The organism is Sulfurovum sp. TSL1 (assembly GCF_019972135.1).
Lineage (GTDB): Bacteria > Campylobacterota > Campylobacteria > Campylobacterales > Sulfurovaceae > Sulfurovum.
In genome coordinates this window covers 1,470,228-1,489,228 of record NZ_BPFI01000001.1, presented here as the reverse complement: position 1 = coordinate 1,489,228, position 19,001 = coordinate 1,470,228, and the positions used below count along the sequence as shown (strand labels likewise).

Sequence of the window (19,001 nt, the reverse complement as noted above, 5' to 3'; positions counted from 1 at the left end):
TTTATTATCTATTTTGGTATAATCTCGTCATGGCATTTATTAAAATAAATAAACAAAATTTCTATCATAATCTTAACCAAATTGCACTAAAAACTGGCTCAGTTGAGAAGATCGCGATCGTCCTTAAAGACAATGCATATGGTCACGGACTCGAACTGATGGGAAGACTGGCATCAGAGTTTGGTATCAGACATGCGGTCGTACGGAAGATGGCAGAAGCAGATCAGATCAGATCTCTCTTTGAAACGATACTGATACTTGGTGACAGTATTATCAAAGATGAGAAATATTCTTTTACGATCAATAGTTTAGAAGATATCAAAAAAGCCCGGAAAGGTGCCAAGGTTGAACTCAAAGTAGATACGGGAATGCACCGTAACGGGATAGCTTTGGATGAGATGGATGAAGCATTTGCTTTGATCAAAGCACAAGGGCTAAATCTTGTAGGCGTGATGACACACTACCGCAGTGGAGATGAACTGAGTTCTGAATTCTTTTGGCAGAAAAAACAGTTTGAACGTGTGAAACAAAGAGTAAAAGAAATGGGCTTTAGGAATGTAAGAGTACATTCGCATAATACAGCTGCAATTCTTCGTACGAAAAGTTTTGATGAAGATCTGGTTCGTGCAGGTATAGGCGTGTATGGATATAATGAGTTACCGGACAGTTTTGATGAGGCGGCATTACGTCCAGTCATGTCCTTGTATGCCAACAAGATCTCTACAAGAGAATTAAGAGCAGGTGAACGCCTGGGGTACGGAGGAGATTTCATCGCTGTACAGGATATGATGATATCTACTTATGACCTAGGATACGGTGATGGATGGTCCAGGGGAGACAGTACTCAACCCTATATAACAAGTGAAGGTTTACCTATACTCGGACGTGTATCCATGGATTCTATCTCTCTTGAATCTGAAAAAGAAGAAGTATGTGTGATGAATGATGCACAAACAGCTGCAAAACAGTTCGGAACTATCTCTTATGAAGTGACTACGGCATTATCTGCTGAACTGCCAAAAGAAGTGGTTTAAATGAATGTAGTATTCCATCTCAAATGAGATGGAACGGGGAAATAATTTGCAATAAATTTTTCTTTTAGGTTATTGGTTAAACATTTCCTACGGTACAGGTTTAATACAGCGTACTGGAACACCTGCACCTCGTTTTCCATTGTCCCAAATTTTTCCCGGCTCTCCAAAATACATTGCATAGTAGTGACTATCGTTATTGTCGTGAGTCGTTGTCCAATAAATGGCTAGTCGACGATCAGTAGGAAGAGGGATAGAACCATCCTCAGCTGCCCTACGATCAGTATATGCTATTTTAAATATATCTGCAGTATTGGGATCAGACAAATTTAGATCAACAAAGTCTTGAGCAGTAGGTACAATATATCCGCATGGACAAATTTGATTAGGATCATATGGAGTACTCCAGGATTGTTCTCTTAGACTACCATCATTATCAATGTTCGAAGCTGCCCAGTCTAGATTTGTTCTATTTGATAAGATAAACTTTCCATACCAATCCGTATTGGGATCGTTGCCTTCCAGTGTTGTGGCTAATGTATCATTTGTCTCTGAGGTGTTCTCTTGATGTCCGTCAGCAGCACGACCCCACTGATAGTAATGACCGAATGCAGCTTCATCATAAGGACCAGCTGCTACTTCACTTGCACCCAGGTTTCTGTCTAGCCAGGTTCTATTGTTATCATGAATATCTTGGATCACTATAGTTTCATATCCCCCAGAAGCCAGAAGGCATTCCGCTTCTGTTGGTGGGACTTGCGGTGATTGGGTAAGCATACCACTGTCAGAGGATATGCCTGTGGTACCGTCACATCCACTTAAAGCTAAAAATGCAGAAACTGCAATCATAAGAGGGTACATTTTAAAGTTTGTTATTTTCATGATCTATCCTTTCTAGAAGTTATAAGAGAAGCCGACTGTCCATGTGTCTGCAGTTACGTCATCACTTTTTGCCCTGTAGTCAAACCCTGTATCATCATACAAAGAAACATAGTCTGCAAATACAGAAATCTCTTCCGTGAACGAATAACTTGCGCCAAGTCCCCACTGGAATCCATCTTCAACGGCATCACCACCTGCAAGATCATCAAGCATAATCTCACCATACCCCAAAAGAGCATAGAGTGAAATACCTCCTATAGGATAGATTGGTTTTAGATACACTCCCCAGGTAGAAAGATCACCGTCATATGGATTAGTGATACCTGTTAGGTTACCTGCATCATAATCAGATCCACCCAGACCAAAGGTATAACGACCTTCAAATGCGAGATAATCATTGTATTTGTATCCTGCTTGCAGCATCAATGTTGTTGCAGAGATCTCTTCATCTGTCGTATCATCATTGACATATGCTTCACCCATACCTACGCCTATATAAAAAGGATTAACCTTCACTTCAGGTATCTCGACAACGGGTTCTATAACCGTTGTCATGTCCCCACCAGCATAGGCTGGCCCACTTAGTACCATGATCGATACCAATGATAAAAGACTCTTTGTCATCTTATTACCCCTTCCTTTGATTTATAGATTTATATAATAATATATTATGAAAAACTAAATAAAACAAAGATTAAGAAATAGCAAAGGTTATGATTATGAAATATGCTTACTGCACACAAGTTGTATGTATTATTTGATATTGTATTATGAGAAGTTGTGTTAAATTGTAGTTTGGTGGAGATGAGGGGAATTGAACCCCTGTCCTAAAATAGATAGAACCATGACTCTACATGCTTAGACAGTGTTGTTAATTTTAATCCTGTTTTGTACTACACTCAAAACTTTACAGGACGAGCTAGAATTCTCACACCCTGGCATAGCTTCCAGGGAGCATAGTCATCAGATGTGATACTTCAAGATCCGGTTAAGATGACACTCACCGGCGAAGCAGTCCTCCGCGTTTGCGGGGTTAATGACTTACGCTACTGCGTAAGCTGGACGATAATCTGTATTGTTTGCGTTTATTCGCGTGTGGGCCGCGTAACGGAATTGCCCAGTCCGACATGCACATAGCCCCGACTACTCCAGTCGAAACCAAGTCATCCCCATATGGCCGGATAATATCACTTTTCGGTTACTTTGTCAAGAGCTTAGAAGTAAATCGAACAATGTTCTGTAAAGCGATCTCTATATACGATAGAAGATAAAAAAGAGTTACGATATGGCTTATCATTATGTACCTACAGAACAGATATTGCACATACCATTGTGAAGTCTATGGATTCCAACCAAGTGTGTACGATATTTCTAAGTTATTGAGAATTTTTGTCGCTATACGTTATATCTTAAGGTATATAACGTTAGACTTTGCACTACGAAATTACTTATAGCTATGATGTTCGTTATATACAAAACTATATAAGGGAGATATATGAAACCGATTTTTGCAGCATCACTTGCTACATTAGCATTGAGTGCAGCTTCAGCAGATATAAAACATACACTAAAATCCAATATGCAGGTCGTTTATCAAAAGACACCGTCTCAAGTAGACAACATAGGGGATATGTTAACCAAAGGGGAGTTTTACGGCAGGCTGCGTTTCAACTATTTTTGGGGTGACAAAGGAGAAACACATTATGTTATGGGAACAGGAGGGAGCCTGGTCTATAAGAGTGCTTACCTCAATGGCTTTGGCTTTACGGCCGGGCTTTATACCACACAGAACCCTTGGCATATGGATGATGAAGATGCAGCGATCTATAAGGCAGGTAAAGACGTTTTAAACAGATATGATGTGCTGACACAGGGAAAATATGGCATGACCTCACTGGCTCAGGCGTACCTGGAGTATAAACATGCACATCTTGATGTACAGTTCGGAAGGCTTATCTATGAAAGCTTTTTGACCAAAAGCAATGATACAAAGATGATACCGAATACTTTTGAAGGTGTTGCACTCTACAGTCTTGCACTGTCTGATACCAAGCTGCAAGCTGCTTATCTTACCAAACAAAAACTAAGGGACCACACCACGTTCCATCATCTTTTGGCATATGGAGATGATCCAAGCGATCCCTATGCAAAATATACTGAAAATGATGATTCGGCGATGCATAAAGGACTTACACTGTCCAAGCTAAATGCAGCTGGTATCGATGACAGGCTTGTGACAGTCGAAGCCAAGAACAGCAGTATGGAGAACTTGTTACTGACCTTTAACTATACAGCCGTTCCTGACCTGGTCTCTTCGGCAATGGTGCAGGCAGATTATACATTTACTATGGATGATCTAAAAATTACGCCGGCACTTCGTTATATGAAACAGTTTGATAATGGAGCAGGAATAATAGGAGGTGCGAATCTAAACACAAAGACCTTTGGCTATGACGATCCTGAGAGTCTTGAGAGTGCGCTTTTTGGTGCGAAGGTCGATCTGGCCCAAAATGCATGGAAACTTCGTTTTGGATATACGAAGATCGCTGATGAGGGAGATTTGATCGCGCCCTGGAGGGGATTCCCAACAGGCGGGTTTACCAGGGCAATGGCACAGTACAACTGGTATGCCAATACCCAAACATATATGGCAAGGGCAGACTATGACTTTGACAAGGCTGGGGTGGTATCGAGATTAAAAGCGTTTATGCGTTATGCGGTACAGGACTTTGATGACTATAAGCCAGGGGTACAATCAGACAATAATGTTTTGACACTTGATGTACTCAAAGAGTTCGACAGTTTACCTGGATTCTATATGAAAACACGTCTAGCCTATGTGGAGGGTGATGATGATACGGTTGCAGGCGATGGGTCATTGAAAGCAGACTCATCTTACAATGAATTCAGATTTGAGATCAATTATCTGTTTTAATAGATGTGTATACAATAAAAAAGGAAAACAATGAAAAAGATACTTTTATCTTTACTTTTTGGAATGATGAGCCTGCATGCAGGTGAGATCAAAGTCGCTGTAGCGGCTAATGTCAGTTATGCGATTGACGATCTGAAAAAAGCATTCAATGTACTTTATCCGGAGACAAAGGTTCAAGTAACACTTGGAAGCAGCGGGAAGCTCACTGCACAGATCAAGAATGGCGCCCCCTACCAGCTATTTATGGCGGCAAATATGAAATATCCTGAGGCTCTTTATAAAGAAGGTATCGCTGTCACCAGACCACTTGTGTATGCACAGGGGTCATTGGCTTATTTAAGTAACAGAAAGCAGGACTTCAAAAAAGGTATAGCACTTATAAAAGATGCTACAATTCAAAAAATTGCTGTGGCCAATCCTAAAACAGCACCTTACGGGAAAGCAGCGGTAGAAGCGATGAAAAACGGTGGTGTGTTTGAGGCAGTGGAAAAGAAGTTTGTCTATGCGGAATCAATCTCACAGACGGTTTCCTATGCAGTAACTGCAGCAGATATCGGCTTCATCGCAAAATCGTCACTCTACAGTCCCAAGATGGCACATTTTAAAGAGGGAGTGAATTGGGCAGATGTGGACCCGGAACTCTATACACCTATCAATCAGGGGATGGTTGTGCTAAGTAACGGAGAAAAGAACAGTGAAGTGGCAGCATTCTATATATTTATGTTGAGTGCCAAGGCAAAAGAGATTTTACAAAACTATGGATATTTGGTACCATGAGTGATCTTGTAGCCACAGTACAATCGATTCAATGTCACGATGGGGTAAACATCGTGACATTCGCTTTGGGGGAGCAAACCCTCACGATGGTAAGTTTGGAGTTGGATGAAGTAGTGAGTATAGGTTCAGACTGTCTACTCAGTGTGAATGCATCCAGTGTTGCCATAGGTAAAAACCTGCGTGGTATGCTCAGTTATTCCAATCAGCTCTCAGCTAAAGTCGTTGCGATAGAAAAAGGTAAATTGTTGGCACGTATTCTTTTGGATATTTCAGAAAACCGTGTAGAGTCGATGATTACTGTAGCTTCAACTGAAAGACTCGGACTGGAAGTAGGCGATCAGGTCACTGCACTGATAAAATCTACCGTACTATCAGTTTCAAAGGTACTTGCATGAGCGAAGTATTTATGGGTATTGAACTGGAACCGTTTCTGATCTCTTTTAAACTCGCCGGGTTGACCACTTTGATCCTGTTTGTGATCGCTTTACCTTTGGCATGGTATTTATCCCAAACAAGATCAAAGATCAAACCGTTTCTTGAAGCGGTCACGGCATTACCGATCGTATTGCCCCCGTCGGTCCTGGGATTTTATATCCTCTGGGCACTTTCTCATAACTCTCCTGTCGGTGCATTTTTTGAAGAGACATTCGGCGTCAAGTTGGTTTTCAATTTCACGGGACTAGTGATCGCCAGTTGTTTTTACAGCCTTCCTTTTATGGTACAGCCGATGCAGAGCGGTTTTGAAAGTTTGAATAAAAATATGCTGGATGCCTCGTATATCTGCGGTCAGGGAACATGGATGACGATACTCAAAGTGGCACTTCCCAATATAAAACCGGCACTGATGACAGCGATCATTGTGACCTTTGCACACACGGTAGGTGAGTTTGGTGTTGTATTGATGGTGGGAGGAAGTATCCCCGGAGAAACCAAAGTGGCATCGGTGGCGATCTATGAGATGGTGGAGATCATGGATTACAAAGCAGCACACATCTACAGTGCGATCATGGTGATCCTAAGCTTTTTGGTCCTTTTGGGTGTCTATGTTTTCAATCGCAAACAAAATAAAAAACTGGGTGGCTTTTGATGATAGAGATCGATATCAACAAAACCCTTTTTGGCAGTATAGGGGAGATGGAGCTTACGGTCGATCTTAAGATCAAAGAGGGAGAGTTCATAGCACTGGCAGGCCAGAGCGGAAGCGGTAAAACGACACTTTTGAGGATCATCGCAGGGCTTGAAAGGGCCCACGGATCCTTGAAAGTAGGCGATGAACTATGGATGGATGAAAAACATACCTTGCCACCACAGAAACGAAAGATAGGATTTGTTTTCCAGGACTATGCACTGTTCCCTAATATGACGGTGCTTCAAAATCTTCTTTTTGTACAGAAAGATCATGCACTGGCAGAACACTTGTTGGAGATGACAGGGCTTACTGAACTCAAAGCGCGTCTTCCCTCTACACTTAGCGGGGGTCAAAAACAACGTGTAAGCCTTTGCCGTGCGATGATGAATCGTCCGAAGCTCTTGCTTATGGATGAGCCTCTTTCCGCACTGGATCCGGAAATGCGTACGAAGTTACAGCAGGAGATACTGACCCTGCACAAAGATTTTGGTACGACTACGATCATGGTGAGCCATGATCCAAGCGAGATCTATCGTCTGGCAAACAGGGTGGTTGTACTTGATCATGGGAAGATCATCCAGGATGATACGCCTAAAAGGGCTTTGCTTAAAACAAGCGGAAGTCAAAAATTTTCATTTGAAGGGGAGCTGCTTGATATCATACAGATGGATATCATTAGGGTCGCCATCGTCTCTATCGGGCAACAATTGGTTGAAGTGGTTATAAGCCCCCAAGAGGCATCTTCTTTGAAGATAGGTGACAAAGTAACACTGGGTACAAAAGCATTTGCTCCACTTCTCAGACAAGTATAAAACTGCATATTTCCCGTAAATTGTTGTAAGCAGGGGCACTGGATCAATGCATCGCTCCATCACACTCTTTTAGAAACTTAGGGTAAAGTTATGGCTGGAGTATAGAGATCGTTTTATCAATGGAGGGTAGGTATGCGTTTGACACAAAAAGTATTATGGGCCATGGGACTAGGGATCATTACAGGCTTGATCATCAATTTGGGAGGACTCAATCTCGAAGGCAGTTTTATCAATGAATATATCACCGGCGGGCTTTTTTATGTGATCGGTAAGATGTTTATCACTGCACTCAAGATGCTTGTCGTACCCTTGGTCTTCTTTTCACTGATCTCAGGTGTGTTTGGAATAGGAGATATCAAAAAACTGGGTCAAGTAGGGATCAAGTCCTTTGGGCTTTATATGCTTACGACTGCGATCGCGATCGCCGTAGCTATCGGGATTGCTTCAGTGGTGATACCGATGTTCTCCTCTCCATCCTCTGCAGCAGCAACAGCCTTTACCGCTAAAGAAGCACCACCTCTTGGTGAGGTGCTTATAAATATCATACCAGGTAATATTATTGAAGCATTTGCCACTGGAAATATGCTGCAGATCATCTTTTTTTCTATCCTGCTTGGTATCTCATTTTTGATGGTAGGAAAGAAAGCAGAGAGTATCGCTGAAGGTGTTGAAGTGCTCAATGAAGCGATGATGAAGATGGTGACGATCATCATGGCGACCGCACCGGTGGCGGTATTTGCACTTTTGGCCAAAGCGATCGGTGAACTTGGATTGGATCTTTTAGCACAGCTGGCAGTGTATGTGACTGTGGTCATCGCTGCATTATTTTTGCATCTTTTTGGAACACTGATGCTGATCTTTCACCTCTTTACAAGATTGAATCCTTTTATTTTTCTTCAAAAGATACGTGATGCACAGGTTTTTGCTTTTTCTACTTCTAGCTCCAATGCGACGATCCCAGTGACACTAAGATCAGTGACAAAACGCATGGGTGTGGATAACTCAGTGGCTTCATTTACGGTACCGTTCGGTGCGACGATCAATATGGACGGTACAGCGATCATGCAGGGAGTGGCTACGGTCTTTATAGCCAATGTCTACGGCGTTGAACTGGGGTTAAGCGGTTATCTTACGGTGATACTCATGTCCGTGCTGGCTTCCATAGGCACAGCAGGCGTACCAGGTGTAGGGCTCATTATGCTTTCTATGGTCTTTGTGCAGGTAGGACTTCCTGTAGAAGGCATAGGGCTTATCCTGGGTGTTGACAGACTGCTTGACATGATGCGTACTTCTGTCAATGTCACAGGAGATGCTGTGGTGACCTGTATCGTGGCTCAAAGTGAAAAAGAGCTGGATATGTCACTGTTTACAGATGCCAAGGCAGGTGAAGTAGAAGCACTGGATATTGATGAAGCCGAAGAAGAGAGGCTGGCTGAAATTATCCATAAGACAGAAGAGGGCTAAAGCCTTTGCTCTTCCAGACTTGCGATCAACTGTGAAGCCGTACCTGCTTTTTCACTTTTAGGCTGATAGAGATAGTTATGTATCTTCTCCGGTATCTCATCTGGCAGTGTTAAATTTTCAAACTCTTCTTTTGCCGACTGTTTTGCTTTGAACAGTGCCATCTGTACACGTGAGTAAAAGTTCGCCGCGCCTTCTCCGGATGTTTCGATCGCAAGGAAATTGGCTTCAGGGAAACGGCTTGTGACCAGTGACTGTACCCCATCAGAAACGGAAGAAGAGGGCATACATCCAAAAGGTTTGACGGAGATAACAAGATGGGAGAGGTTCTCTTTGACACTTTCGATGAGGTGTGCTACCTCCAAATGCCCTTCACCCCCGTCACAGTCAAGCGTATAATACTCTTGTCCCAAACGGGCAAGTTTATCCATGTCCGGTATCTCATAGTCATGGAGACCTATGGCCTTTGCGTACAGGGCAAAATGGGTTTTAACCGCTGCCTTGCCCAGCTTGATAAGCAGCCGTGTTTTCACAGAGGAGAAGTCTACTTTTTGGGCATCTTGTACCTGCAAATGTTCTCTTTTATGTAAAGCACGTTCTGCTTCCCACAGGTTTAAAAGCAGACGGTTGATAATAGGCTGGGGTATGCACTCTGCACCCTCGGATTCCAAAAATCTATGGAGATTGTAGTTCCCGTCACCCTCTGTCATAGCCGCCCAAAATTCACCCATGACCATGACCTTGGCTTTAGGCTGCAAACGGTCGAGTTTGACCTCTTCTAAGACCTTTCGGCATTGCCACAATGTTTTTAACAAACTCTTTTTTTCAAGAAATGCTTCAGAGACAAGATCCTCACACTGCTTCATAGCTGCATCGACACTGCCAACTTCTCTTTCATAGGGACGCATTTTATAGCCAAGCAGGTTCATGATGTCACCGATGATCACGGCCTTGGTGAGTGTGATGAAAAATCTAGGAGTGAAGTTCAAGATCCCGTCATCGATCTCATCCCCCTGGAAGATCCCTTTGTCATGGTCAAAAGAGGTGATCCTCAAGCCGTCAAAACCTGCATCCCTTAACGCTTTTTTGTATTCGGTGATATACATACCAAAACGGCAGGGTCCACAGCCGCCTGCAGTGATATAGACATATTTTCGTACGATCTCTTCACTGCTGAGACCTTTTTCATCACGGAGCTTCTGTAAGTATTTGACGAGGTTTCCGACAGTAAAATAGGTAGGGTTGCACTGGCCCCGGTTTCCATAGGCTTTCCCTTTCTGAAAGGATTCAAAATCGGGGTTGGGGATAGAGATATAATTCTCACCCAGTGACTGCAGGGCAGACTGTATGAGTTTATCCTGCAAGATGGTCAATCCACCCGAAAGCAGAATCGTCTCACGCTTGGGCGCATACTTGATAGTTTCCTGTGGTACATCCCTCCATTGTGTTTGGGTTGTATTGATGAACGATAGATCGCCATTGCTTTGGGGAGGTCTCATGTTGCTGCATACTTCACTCATACTCTCATCTCCTCTTGTTTTAGATTGTAAATTGTTGGTTGTTGTGAAAGTCTTTTTTGATACTGTTCCAGTGTATAGGCAAAGGTTTTCACACGTATTTTTATGGATCCGCCGGGTTTGTTGGCATCGATGTCATGCAGGGTCAAGTGCGGTGTACGGCTAGCCCCTAATATTTTGTCAATGATCGCGTAGGTAGGTGCATCATGTCCGCATTTGAAACTCGAAAGGTCAAGCACGGCAACATTGGGATGGCGTGCTGCAAACTTGGCCGCCCAGACCTTTTGTGCAGAATTGGTTGAAAAATTTTCTGCCCATACATCGCGTATGTCATAAGGGGATTCAACATAACCAAAGTCGACATCATCCTTAAAGTACTGCATCAGATAGGCTTCATCTTTGGGAATGGCGCGCATAGAGAGTGTTTTAAACCCTAAGGATTGGAACTCATCCAAGACTTCATGGTTGAGTCCCGGATCTGAATGGTAAGGACGTCCCAGCAGTAAGATGACGATCTCATCATTGGCTACGGCTTCATCCAGGATACTGCGTCCCTCCTGCATGATCTGAGCATCATTTTGATCCAACGCTTTCCATGCCTGCTCCACAGCCCAGTTATTTTCATCCTCTGTGATACGGAGCTTATCTTTCCAGGTGTGAAAAAGCTGTTTTTTCAGTAGGTCAGGATTGTCAAAATTGAGCGCATCTTCTACGTAATCGATCCCTTTTTCTTCAAAGAGGTTTTTCTCTTTGGTGAATGCAGAATAGACCACTTTTGGCGTACCCGAGATGATAGGACAGGAAGTTTGACCCATCGTATGTTTGAGATAACCGGGAAGATGGGTGACAGCAGGAAACCAAAGATGGTCAAACTGTTTTTTGGCAAACTTTTTAGAATACATCAGTGAATAGACATGAGACTGGGCCACTTTGGCCGGGTAACATGAGTCCACGGAACCGTATTTCGCCCCTTCCAAGAACATGTCCTCATTTGAAAAACCTGAAAACTGTACGTGCATAGGGCTAAGGTCAAGTGCTTCCAGATAGGTACGTAAAAAAGGAGCCAGAGAGTAAATGTTCAGTACTTTGGGTATGGCTATCTGCAGATTCTTTCTGTAATTTTTACTCTCTTGGCTGCTCTCTAGGAAGTTTCTGCTTATCTCTTTTCTTAAAGTAGGTCCCCAGCCGCCCAATGTCACCTTAACCTGCTGCTCTTTGATCTGTGTGGAAGCAGTAGGTTTGGTTTCAAGGTCATAGGTAGGTGCAAAGAGTGCCATAGACTCTTTTTTGACAAGATTAGGGGTATTTTGCTGTAACTCTTTTCTGCCTTCTTTAAGCAGTTTCAATGCTTCATGTGACTCCACGGTACCCTCTTCGCAGGAGAATCCTGCAATGTAACGGACACTTTTGGATGAAGGTGTCTGTGTGTCTATAAAGGTACGTGAACAGTTGATACTGCAGAAGTGGCAACGTGTGCTCTCATCGGTTCTGGAGGTGTAGGTCATTTGTAAAGCCTCCTCCATACCGACAAAGGTTGCATAGCCTCGTTCTTCGACCATAGCTTTGGCTTCCAGGGCTGCCCCATAGGCACCGGCTTCACCCGGGTGGGGGTGTACATCTACTCTGGCATGCGGTACTTTGTCTTTGATATAGTCTACCTGGGCCTTGAGTGCTGCCTGATTGTACTGGGTACCGCCTTGCAGCACAAAATGGTCTCCAAAAGCAGCCAGGTTGGGTGCCTGCACGACATATTGCCAGATATTTTTGGGCAGAACTTTGGCAATGCCTGCAAAAAGCTCTTCTTTGCTGTAGCCCTCTTTTTGGAAATTGACCCTGTCCGTGTCCAGGAACACCGCACAACCATAGTTAAAGAGTGGCGCTTTCTTGGCTGTAAAGGCTGTTTCTGCATAGTTTTCTACAGGTACACCGAACTGTTTTGCCATACTTTGAAGCAGGGTCCCATTCCCAGCAGAACACTGGTTGGAGAGACGGAAGTTCTTCATCATGCCGTTTTCCATAAAAAGGACTTTGATATCCTGTCCCCCGATATCACAGATGACATTGATATCTTCTCCAAAGGCTTTTTGCGCACTTTTCATATGCGCGATGGTTTCGATGATGTTCGCATCTGCATTGAGCGCCCCGCCCAGCACATCCGCAGCGTAACCTGTCACACCTAGACCCTGGATGTCATAGAAATGATCCGGGTCCTGTGCCTGTATCTTCTGCAGCAGCTCCAAAGTATCTACTATGGGGTTCCCTTTGGAGAGCTGATAGACCTTTAAAAGAAGTGTTCCTTCTTCATCACATAAAACCGCTTTGGAAGAGGTAGAACCTCCGTCTATACCCAAGAAACAGGTGGTTTTTTCTTTCAGTACAGGAGGTGTGAACGCTTTGATCGTGTACTGCTCTTTAAATGCTTGCAACTCTTCAGGACTGGAAACCAGAGGCGTGTCATCATTCTCGTTCTGTGTCACACCCCCTGTATCGACCAGGGTTTTAAGCTGTATGAGACCTGTAAAAGGCTTGTCATGGTTCGCTTCGCCTTCACCAAAGATCACAGCCCCCAATGCCGCATAGTACTGCGCGTTGTCTGGTACGATGATGAGCTCATGGATCTTCTCTTTGTCATATTTCACACCACGTTCATCCCAAAGTTCGGAAATACGCATACGCCAACACTCTTGCAAAAATGGCAAGTAGGTGTTGGGACCTCCAAGAAGCAGGACTTTGGGCATCAGGGTATTTCCGCGTGTCAGTACCGTGAGGTTTTGCATTACGATGGCATCGGCAAGAGAATTCATGATCTCATGGGAAGGTACAGAAGTTTTGACGAGGTTCACGATGTCTGTTTCGGCAAAGACCCCGCACTTGGCTGCCACATGGTGCAGTTTGTCCGTTTCAAAGGAGAGTTTCTGAACTTCATCGTTCTCCATACCCACTTTCATCGTACATTTCTCGATTGTTGCACCCGTACCCGAGGCACATTTGTCATTCATAGAACTAAGTACGGACTTTTTACCATCCTCACTAACCTTAAAGTGCATGATCTTCGCATCCTGTCCGCCCAGTTCCACTACAGCTCTTACATCAGGATGGAGGTGTTCTACTGCCAGTACCACTGCATTCACCTCTTGTACAAAACGCGCATTGATGGTTGGTGCGATACGTGTAGCACCTGAACCGGTGATGTAGACTCTGTCTATGTGGTTATAGATATCCGGATGTGTATGGGAGAGTTCTTGAAGGAGTCTTAAAAGTGTCGGGGCCTGTTTGGTATCGTGGGGAGTATAGGCTTTTTGGAGTATGTGAAAGTGTGTATCACACACGACGTACTTTACGGTAGTTGAACCGATGTCAATACCGAGTGCATATTTAGCTATGAGAGGCTTTGTCATATTTTTTATCCTTCGATACACTTTTAAATGCCCATACCATCCATAAGATACCCAATATTATATAAGGGATGCTTAACATCTGTCCTGTAGTCAAAGGAAGTTCGGTCGTATAGGCTGCCTGTCTGGTTTTGGTATATTCCAAAAAGAAACGTGCAGTAAAGACGGTAACTAAAAAGACGGCAGGCAGTATCTTGGTGGCAAAAGCAGGTGTCACTTTTCGGTAGATAGCCACTAAAAGTCCTAAAATGATAAGGTAGGAAAATGCTTCATAGAGTTGTACGGGGTGTCTAGGGACCATATCTACACGTGCAAAGATGATCGCCCAGGGTTTATCACTCGGAAGTCCCAGTATCTCTGAATTGAAAAGATTGCCAAAACGCACAAAGGCCGCAGTCAGTGCACCGGGGATGGATACACGTGAAAGCAGCCACATATAGGAGGTATGGTACCGTTTTGCAAACAGATAAAGCGCGATCAGCACACCTGCAAGACCGCCATGGCTCGCAAGACCGCCTTTCCATATTTTGAGTATCTCCAGGGGATGAGAAAGATAAAACTCCGGCTCATAAAAGAAACAGTGTACCAAGCGTGACCCCAGTACCGCACCTACCATGACATAGATCAGCATAGCATCAAGAACCGCCGGATCTTTGCCTTCACGTTTATAGATCTTGGTGAGGATCATCAGTCCAAGAAAGAACGAACCTACAAAGAGCAGACCGTACCAACGAAGCTGTAAAGGACCCAGTTCCAAGATATTGGGATTGACGTTCCAGATAAAATGTTCCATAGAGTATAACCCTTTCTGTAATTCAGAGTATTATACTCGAAATTATTTAATACACTTTTATGGGTAGAATCATTACTCTTTTGGGAGCTTTTTTGTCATATAATAATATCCACCACCTACGACTGCAATAGAGACGATTAACAGAATGATACCGATCTTTATACCTTCATCCATAGGATTCCCCCTTTTAGCTATTAATTTTTTCTTTGATCTCTCTGGCAATAGCAGAGATCTTCGTGATCTTTTGACTCTGGCTCAAATGTTCATCCAAAAGGACCTTGACAAAAGCAGAACCTACGATCACCCCGTCCACACCCTGGGCTTTCTCTTTGGCGGTATGCTCATCGACCCCGAACCCCACATAGACCGGTGTATCTGTAAATGTTTTGATATCTGTGATGATCGGCTGCAGATCTTCGCTTTGTCCAGAACCCGTAATACCCGCATACGCCACAAGATAGATGAATTTTTTTGCATCGGTCACGATCTGTTCGATACGTGCTTTGGAGTCTGTAGGCGCAATGAAATCTATCAGGGTCAGCCCCGCAGCTTCTATGGCCGGTTTATAGGGCTTTGCTTCTTCAAAAGGAAGATCCGGAATGATGAAACCGTGCACACCGGCTTTGTTTGCTTCACGAATGAATGTATCTATGCCTTTATGGTAAAAAGGGTTGAAGTATCCCATCCATAAGGTATCGATATGGGGAGCTATCTTCGCAGATGCTTCAAACAGATGGTCAATTTTGAAACCGTTCTCCAGGGCTTTGAGGTTGGCTTTTTCAATGACGGGTCCATCTGCTACAGGATCTGAAAAAGGCATACCCAGTTCAAGTGTATCGACACCTGCCTCTGCTAAAGCCAAGGCGGCATCAACTGTAAATTCCAATGAAGGAAAACCGGTGGTGATATAGGCAACTAAATTTTTCAATATGAACTCTTTTATGACAATATGTAATATATTTTTGTTATTATACATTTTTTAGATAAAATGAGAAACATTAAGATAAGAAAGAGCATTTCTTCTCTTTAGTGTGCAAACCGAAGCGCTCTAAGCAAAGCAAAGACGTATAGGAAATACCTGATTATGTAGGAAGACTATGAGTATTCATACCCCAAAAATAGAAAAAAAAGTAACTTTAACGACCATTGCAAAGATGAAGGGAGTGGAACCTATTACGATGGTTACAGCCTATGATGCACTGTTTGCACAGATCTTTGATGGTGAAGTAGAGATGATACTTGTCGGTGACAGTCTCAACATGAGTTTTCTGGGGAAAGAAGACACACTCTCTGCAACCATGGATCAGATGATCTACCATACACAAGCCGTATGCAATGGCGCAACATTGCCTGTGATCGTACTGGACATGCCTTTTGGGACGTATATGACACCTGAAATTGCAGTCAAAAATGCAACAAGAGCCTACCAGGAGACCAATGCACAAGCGGTCAAAATAGAAGGCGGTAAAGAGAGGGCACCTATTGTTGAAGCCCTGACACAAAACTCCATTGCCGTACTTGGGCACATAGGGCTCATGCCGCAGTTCATACGCAGTGAGGGTGGCTATAAGATACGGGGAAAGGACCAGGCTGACATCGATAGGCTGATAGAAGATGCCAAAGCGATCGAAGCGGCCGGTGCATTTGCCATCGTGGTTGAAGGGGTGAAACAAGAGGCGGCTAAAGCGATCACCGAAGCGGTCTCTGTACCGACCATTGGTATAGGGGCAGGAAATGTTACAGATGGGCAGGTTCTCGTATGGAGTGATATGTTCGGATTCTTTGAAGCCTTCAAACCGAAGTTCGTCAAACAGTATTTTGATGGAGCAAAACAGGTACGCAAAGGGATTGAAGCCTACCGTAATGAAGTGAAAGCCAGAGAATTCCCTAGTGATGAATATACCTATTGAGACAGTAAAAAAATGACTAAAGGTTTACTTGCTATGGGAATGGTTACAGGATTATGCCTGAATGGCTGCAGTGACAATAGATCGGTATACAGTCCGGTAGCCAGAGCAGGTTCCGCTTCTGATATAGAAGATAAACTGCTAACAGCGCAGGCATTACGTACGATAGATATCAAAGTGTATACGCAAAACGGTAAAAACATTTTATCCGGTGCGGTACATACGCAAAAGCAGAAATTTTTGGCAGGTTCAGTCGCGCGTTCCGTTGAAAGTTCAGGGATAGTAGTCAATCGATTGGTGGTAGAGTAAAAAATGGAACGTATGGTTGAAATAGAACGTTTTGACGAAGAGGTTTCATATGAAGCAACCCTTCGTCCTAGTTCATGGAATGAGTATATCGGTCAAGAGAAGATCAAAAAGAATCTGAAAGTTTTTATAGAAGCAAGTAAAAAAAGAGAAGAGGCCTTAGACCACATTCTTTTTTTCGGACCTCCGGGCCTGGGGAAGACGACCATTGCAAATATCATCTCTACAGAGATGGGGGCCAACATTAAAACAACCGCAGCGCCGATGATCGAAAAAGCAGGAGACCTGGCGGCACTGTTGACCAATATCGAAGAGGGTGACATTCTGTTCATCGATGAGATCCATCGTATGTCCCCGGCCATAGAGGAGATACTCTACCCGGCGATGGAAGATTTCCGTTTGGATATCATTATAGGTTCCGGGCCTGCTGCACAGACGGTAAAGATAGACCTGCCCCGTTTTACACTGATCGGGGCAACGACAAGAGCAGGGATGCTCTCCAACCCTCTTAGAGAGCGTTTTGGCATGCATTTCCGTATGCAGTTCTATACGCCTGATGAGTTAGCCCGGATCGTTGCACAGGCTGCACAGAAATTGGAAAAACCGGCCCAAAAACATGCAGCGACGGAGATAGCACGCAGAAGCAGAGGCACACCACGTATCGCACTGCGTTTACTCAAACGTGTGAGAGATTTCTCTGAAGTGGCAAATGAAGCAGAAGTGACGTTGCAAAGAGCCCGATACGCTTTAGATGAACTGGGTGTCAACAGTTTAGGGTTCGATGAGCAGGATATACAACTTTTGGAATTGCTTGTTTCTGCGAAAAACAAACCTATGGGGCTGAGTACCATAGGTGCAGCACTGAGTGAAGATGAAGGTACGATCGAAGATGTCCTGGAACCTTATCTGATAGCCAACGGGTATATCGAAAGAACCGCACGCGGGCGTATCGCCACACAAAAGAGTTATGAACACTTTAAGCTTGGCGGGTTGAAGGACGGACTTTTTGATAACGAATAAAAGTATCACGATCACTATGCTTTTTGTACTTTCACTGATGGGTGCCTATAGTATCTATAAACCTTTTTTACTTTCGATCGTGGTGGCAATGTTGCTTACTATGGGAACGTATAACCTGACAAAAAAGTTGATCAAGTATTTTAATTCCAGAAAGATGAGTGCGATGCTTACCTCTTCGCTTTTGATCTTGATACTTTTTGCACCTATCATCTATATGGCAACCACAGGGGTAGGGTATATCGCTCAACTCGATATTGAAACCATTAATGAGGTGACCTCGGTTGTTCAAACCTTTACACAAAAAATACCCTATCTCAAAGAGTGGAGTGAGGTAGGTTTGAGTGACGAAAGGATCGCCGGATATATCCGAGAGTCAACCTCGTATATGACCACAGCCGGAAGTGCGGGTCTTGGATTTGTAAAGAATATGATCCTCGTACTTGTTTTTTATTTCCTATTTAACTTCTACGGGGAAGGCTTTTTTGATCTGATACGTGCACTGATGCCTGTGAGCAGAATGAAAAGTGCCAAGATGATACACGAGGTTTCATCTACGATGGAAGTGGTTTTCTATTCGATCGTCGTGACAGCCATTTTTGAAGGCTTTCTCTTTGGGATCATGGTAAGCTACTTCGGGTTTAACGGGCTGCTTTTTGGTGTGATCTATGGTTTTTCCTCCTTGATACCTGTCATCGGAGGAGCCATTGTCTGGATACCTGTGGCTTTATATTCCTGGTCAAATATGGATGCAAACACGGCTATTTTTATTGCGGGGTATTCTATTGTGGTGATTTCTATTATCGCCGATACCTTCATTAAACCCGTCATTATCAAAGTGATCAAAAAAGACCTATTGAAAAGTACGATCGAGATCAATGAGATCGTTATCTTTTTCTCTATTATCGCAGGGATGAGTACCTACGGCTTTTGGGGGATGATATTGGGCCCGGCAATTACTTCATTTTTAATTGCGATTACTAAAGTATATATAGATTATAATCATAAAGAACAAAGTAAACTGATCACTTAAGTTACA

At 43.6% G+C, this 19,001-nt stretch carries 17 protein-coding genes and 1 other RNA gene; 11 read left to right on the top strand and 7 right to left on the bottom strand.

Annotation, left to right across the window (positions count from 1 at the left end; translation table 11 throughout):
- Positions 1-29: 29 nt before the first annotated feature.
- A complete protein-coding gene (locus tag LDM98_RS07265) occupies positions 30-1,034 on the top strand; it encodes an alanine racemase (RefSeq protein ID WP_223898702.1) in 1,005 nt (334 codons plus the stop codon).
- Between the two features lie 87 nt (positions 1,035-1,121).
- On the opposite strand, the gene LDM98_RS07260 is transcribed toward LDM98_RS07265, so the two are convergent.
- From LDM98_RS07260 to ssrA, 3 genes are all read right to left on the bottom strand, one after another.
- Entirely contained in the window at positions 1,122-1,892 is a 771-nt protein-coding gene (locus tag LDM98_RS07260; protein ID WP_223898701.1) for a hypothetical protein, read from the bottom strand.
- Between the two features lie 33 nt (positions 1,893-1,925).
- Positions 1,926-2,537, bottom strand: coding sequence for a porin family protein (locus LDM98_RS07255; RefSeq protein ID WP_223898700.1), 612 nt, complete (start codon positions 2,535-2,537; stop codon positions 1,926-1,928).
- A 172-nt stretch (positions 2,538-2,709) separates the two neighbouring features.
- Positions 2,710-3,084: a transfer-messenger RNA gene (gene ssrA / locus LDM98_RS07250) on the bottom strand.
- 324 nt (positions 3,085-3,408) lie between these two features.
- Here ssrA and LDM98_RS07245 point away from each other — a divergent pair.
- From LDM98_RS07245 to LDM98_RS07220, 6 genes are all read left to right on the top strand, one after another.
- Complete coding sequence (locus LDM98_RS07245; RefSeq protein ID WP_223898699.1) at positions 3,409-4,848, top strand: OprD family outer membrane porin; 1,440 nt, start codon at positions 3,409-3,411, stop codon at positions 4,846-4,848.
- A 30-nt stretch (positions 4,849-4,878) separates the two neighbouring features.
- Positions 4,879-5,625, top strand: coding sequence for a molybdate ABC transporter substrate-binding protein (gene modA, locus LDM98_RS07240; protein ID WP_223898698.1), 747 nt, complete (start codon positions 4,879-4,881; stop codon positions 5,623-5,625).
- A complete protein-coding gene (locus LDM98_RS07235) occupies positions 5,622-6,020 on the top strand; it encodes a molybdopterin-binding protein (RefSeq protein ID WP_223898697.1) in 399 nt (132 codons plus the stop codon). Before modA ends, LDM98_RS07235 begins: the two co-directional genes overlap by 4 nt.
- Complete coding sequence (gene modB, locus LDM98_RS07230) at positions 6,017-6,712, top strand: molybdate ABC transporter permease subunit (RefSeq protein ID WP_223898691.1); 696 nt, start codon at positions 6,017-6,019, stop codon at positions 6,710-6,712. The genes LDM98_RS07235 and modB overlap by 4 nt, the downstream gene beginning before the upstream one ends.
- Positions 6,712-7,566, top strand: coding sequence for an ABC transporter ATP-binding protein (locus tag LDM98_RS07225; protein ID WP_223898689.1), 855 nt, complete (start codon positions 6,712-6,714; stop codon positions 7,564-7,566). The genes modB and LDM98_RS07225 overlap by 1 nt, the downstream gene beginning before the upstream one ends.
- Positions 7,567-7,698: 132 nt before the next feature.
- Positions 7,699-9,030 (top strand): dicarboxylate/amino acid:cation symporter, encoded by a 1,332-nt coding sequence (locus tag LDM98_RS07220; RefSeq protein WP_223898687.1) that lies wholly within the window; start codon positions 7,699-7,701, stop codon positions 9,028-9,030.
- On the opposite strand, the gene LDM98_RS07215 is transcribed toward LDM98_RS07220, so the two are convergent.
- The 4 genes from LDM98_RS07215 to trpA form a co-directional block, all read right to left on the bottom strand.
- The gene (locus LDM98_RS07215; protein WP_223898685.1) at positions 9,027-10,547 is read right to left on the bottom strand and encodes a hypothetical protein; all 1,521 of its coding nucleotides are present in this window, start codon (positions 10,545-10,547) and stop codon (positions 9,027-9,029) included. The two genes, LDM98_RS07220 and LDM98_RS07215, sit on opposite strands and share 4 nt — an antisense overlap.
- Positions 10,544-13,942 (bottom strand): BadF/BadG/BcrA/BcrD ATPase family protein, encoded by a 3,399-nt coding sequence (locus LDM98_RS07210; RefSeq protein ID WP_223898683.1) that lies wholly within the window; start codon positions 13,940-13,942, stop codon positions 10,544-10,546. Before LDM98_RS07210 ends, LDM98_RS07215 begins: the two co-directional genes overlap by 4 nt.
- Positions 13,920-14,732: a prolipoprotein diacylglyceryl transferase gene (gene lgt / locus LDM98_RS07205; RefSeq protein ID WP_223898681.1), complete on the bottom strand. Its 813-nt coding sequence runs from the start codon at positions 14,730-14,732 to the stop codon at positions 13,920-13,922. The genes LDM98_RS07210 and lgt overlap by 23 nt, the downstream gene beginning before the upstream one ends.
- Positions 14,733-14,919: 187 nt before the next feature.
- Positions 14,920-15,660, bottom strand: a complete 741-nt coding sequence (gene trpA, locus LDM98_RS07200) for a tryptophan synthase subunit alpha (RefSeq protein WP_223898680.1) — start codon at positions 15,658-15,660, stop codon at positions 14,920-14,922.
- Between the two features lie 169 nt (positions 15,661-15,829).
- Between trpA and panB the strand changes: the two genes are divergently transcribed.
- The 4 genes from panB to LDM98_RS07180 are packed head-to-tail and all read left to right on the top strand — an operon-like array spanning position 15,830 to position 18,995.
- On the top strand, positions 15,830-16,642 hold the full coding sequence (gene panB, locus LDM98_RS07195) for a 3-methyl-2-oxobutanoate hydroxymethyltransferase (protein ID WP_223898679.1): 813 nt from the start codon (positions 15,830-15,832) through the stop codon (positions 16,640-16,642).
- Positions 16,643-16,654: 12 nt separating this feature from the next.
- Positions 16,655-16,948, top strand: coding sequence for a BON domain-containing protein (locus LDM98_RS07190; RefSeq protein ID WP_223898678.1), 294 nt, complete (start codon positions 16,655-16,657; stop codon positions 16,946-16,948).
- Positions 16,949-16,951: 3 nt separating this feature from the next.
- On the top strand, positions 16,952-17,965 hold the full coding sequence (gene ruvB / locus LDM98_RS07185) for a Holliday junction branch migration DNA helicase RuvB (protein WP_223898677.1): 1,014 nt from the start codon (positions 16,952-16,954) through the stop codon (positions 17,963-17,965).
- Positions 17,952-18,995: an AI-2E family transporter gene (locus tag LDM98_RS07180; protein ID WP_223898676.1), complete on the top strand. Its 1,044-nt coding sequence runs from the start codon at positions 17,952-17,954 to the stop codon at positions 18,993-18,995. Before ruvB ends, LDM98_RS07180 begins: the two co-directional genes overlap by 14 nt.
- The last annotated feature ends 6 nt before the right edge of the window (positions 18,996-19,001 follow it).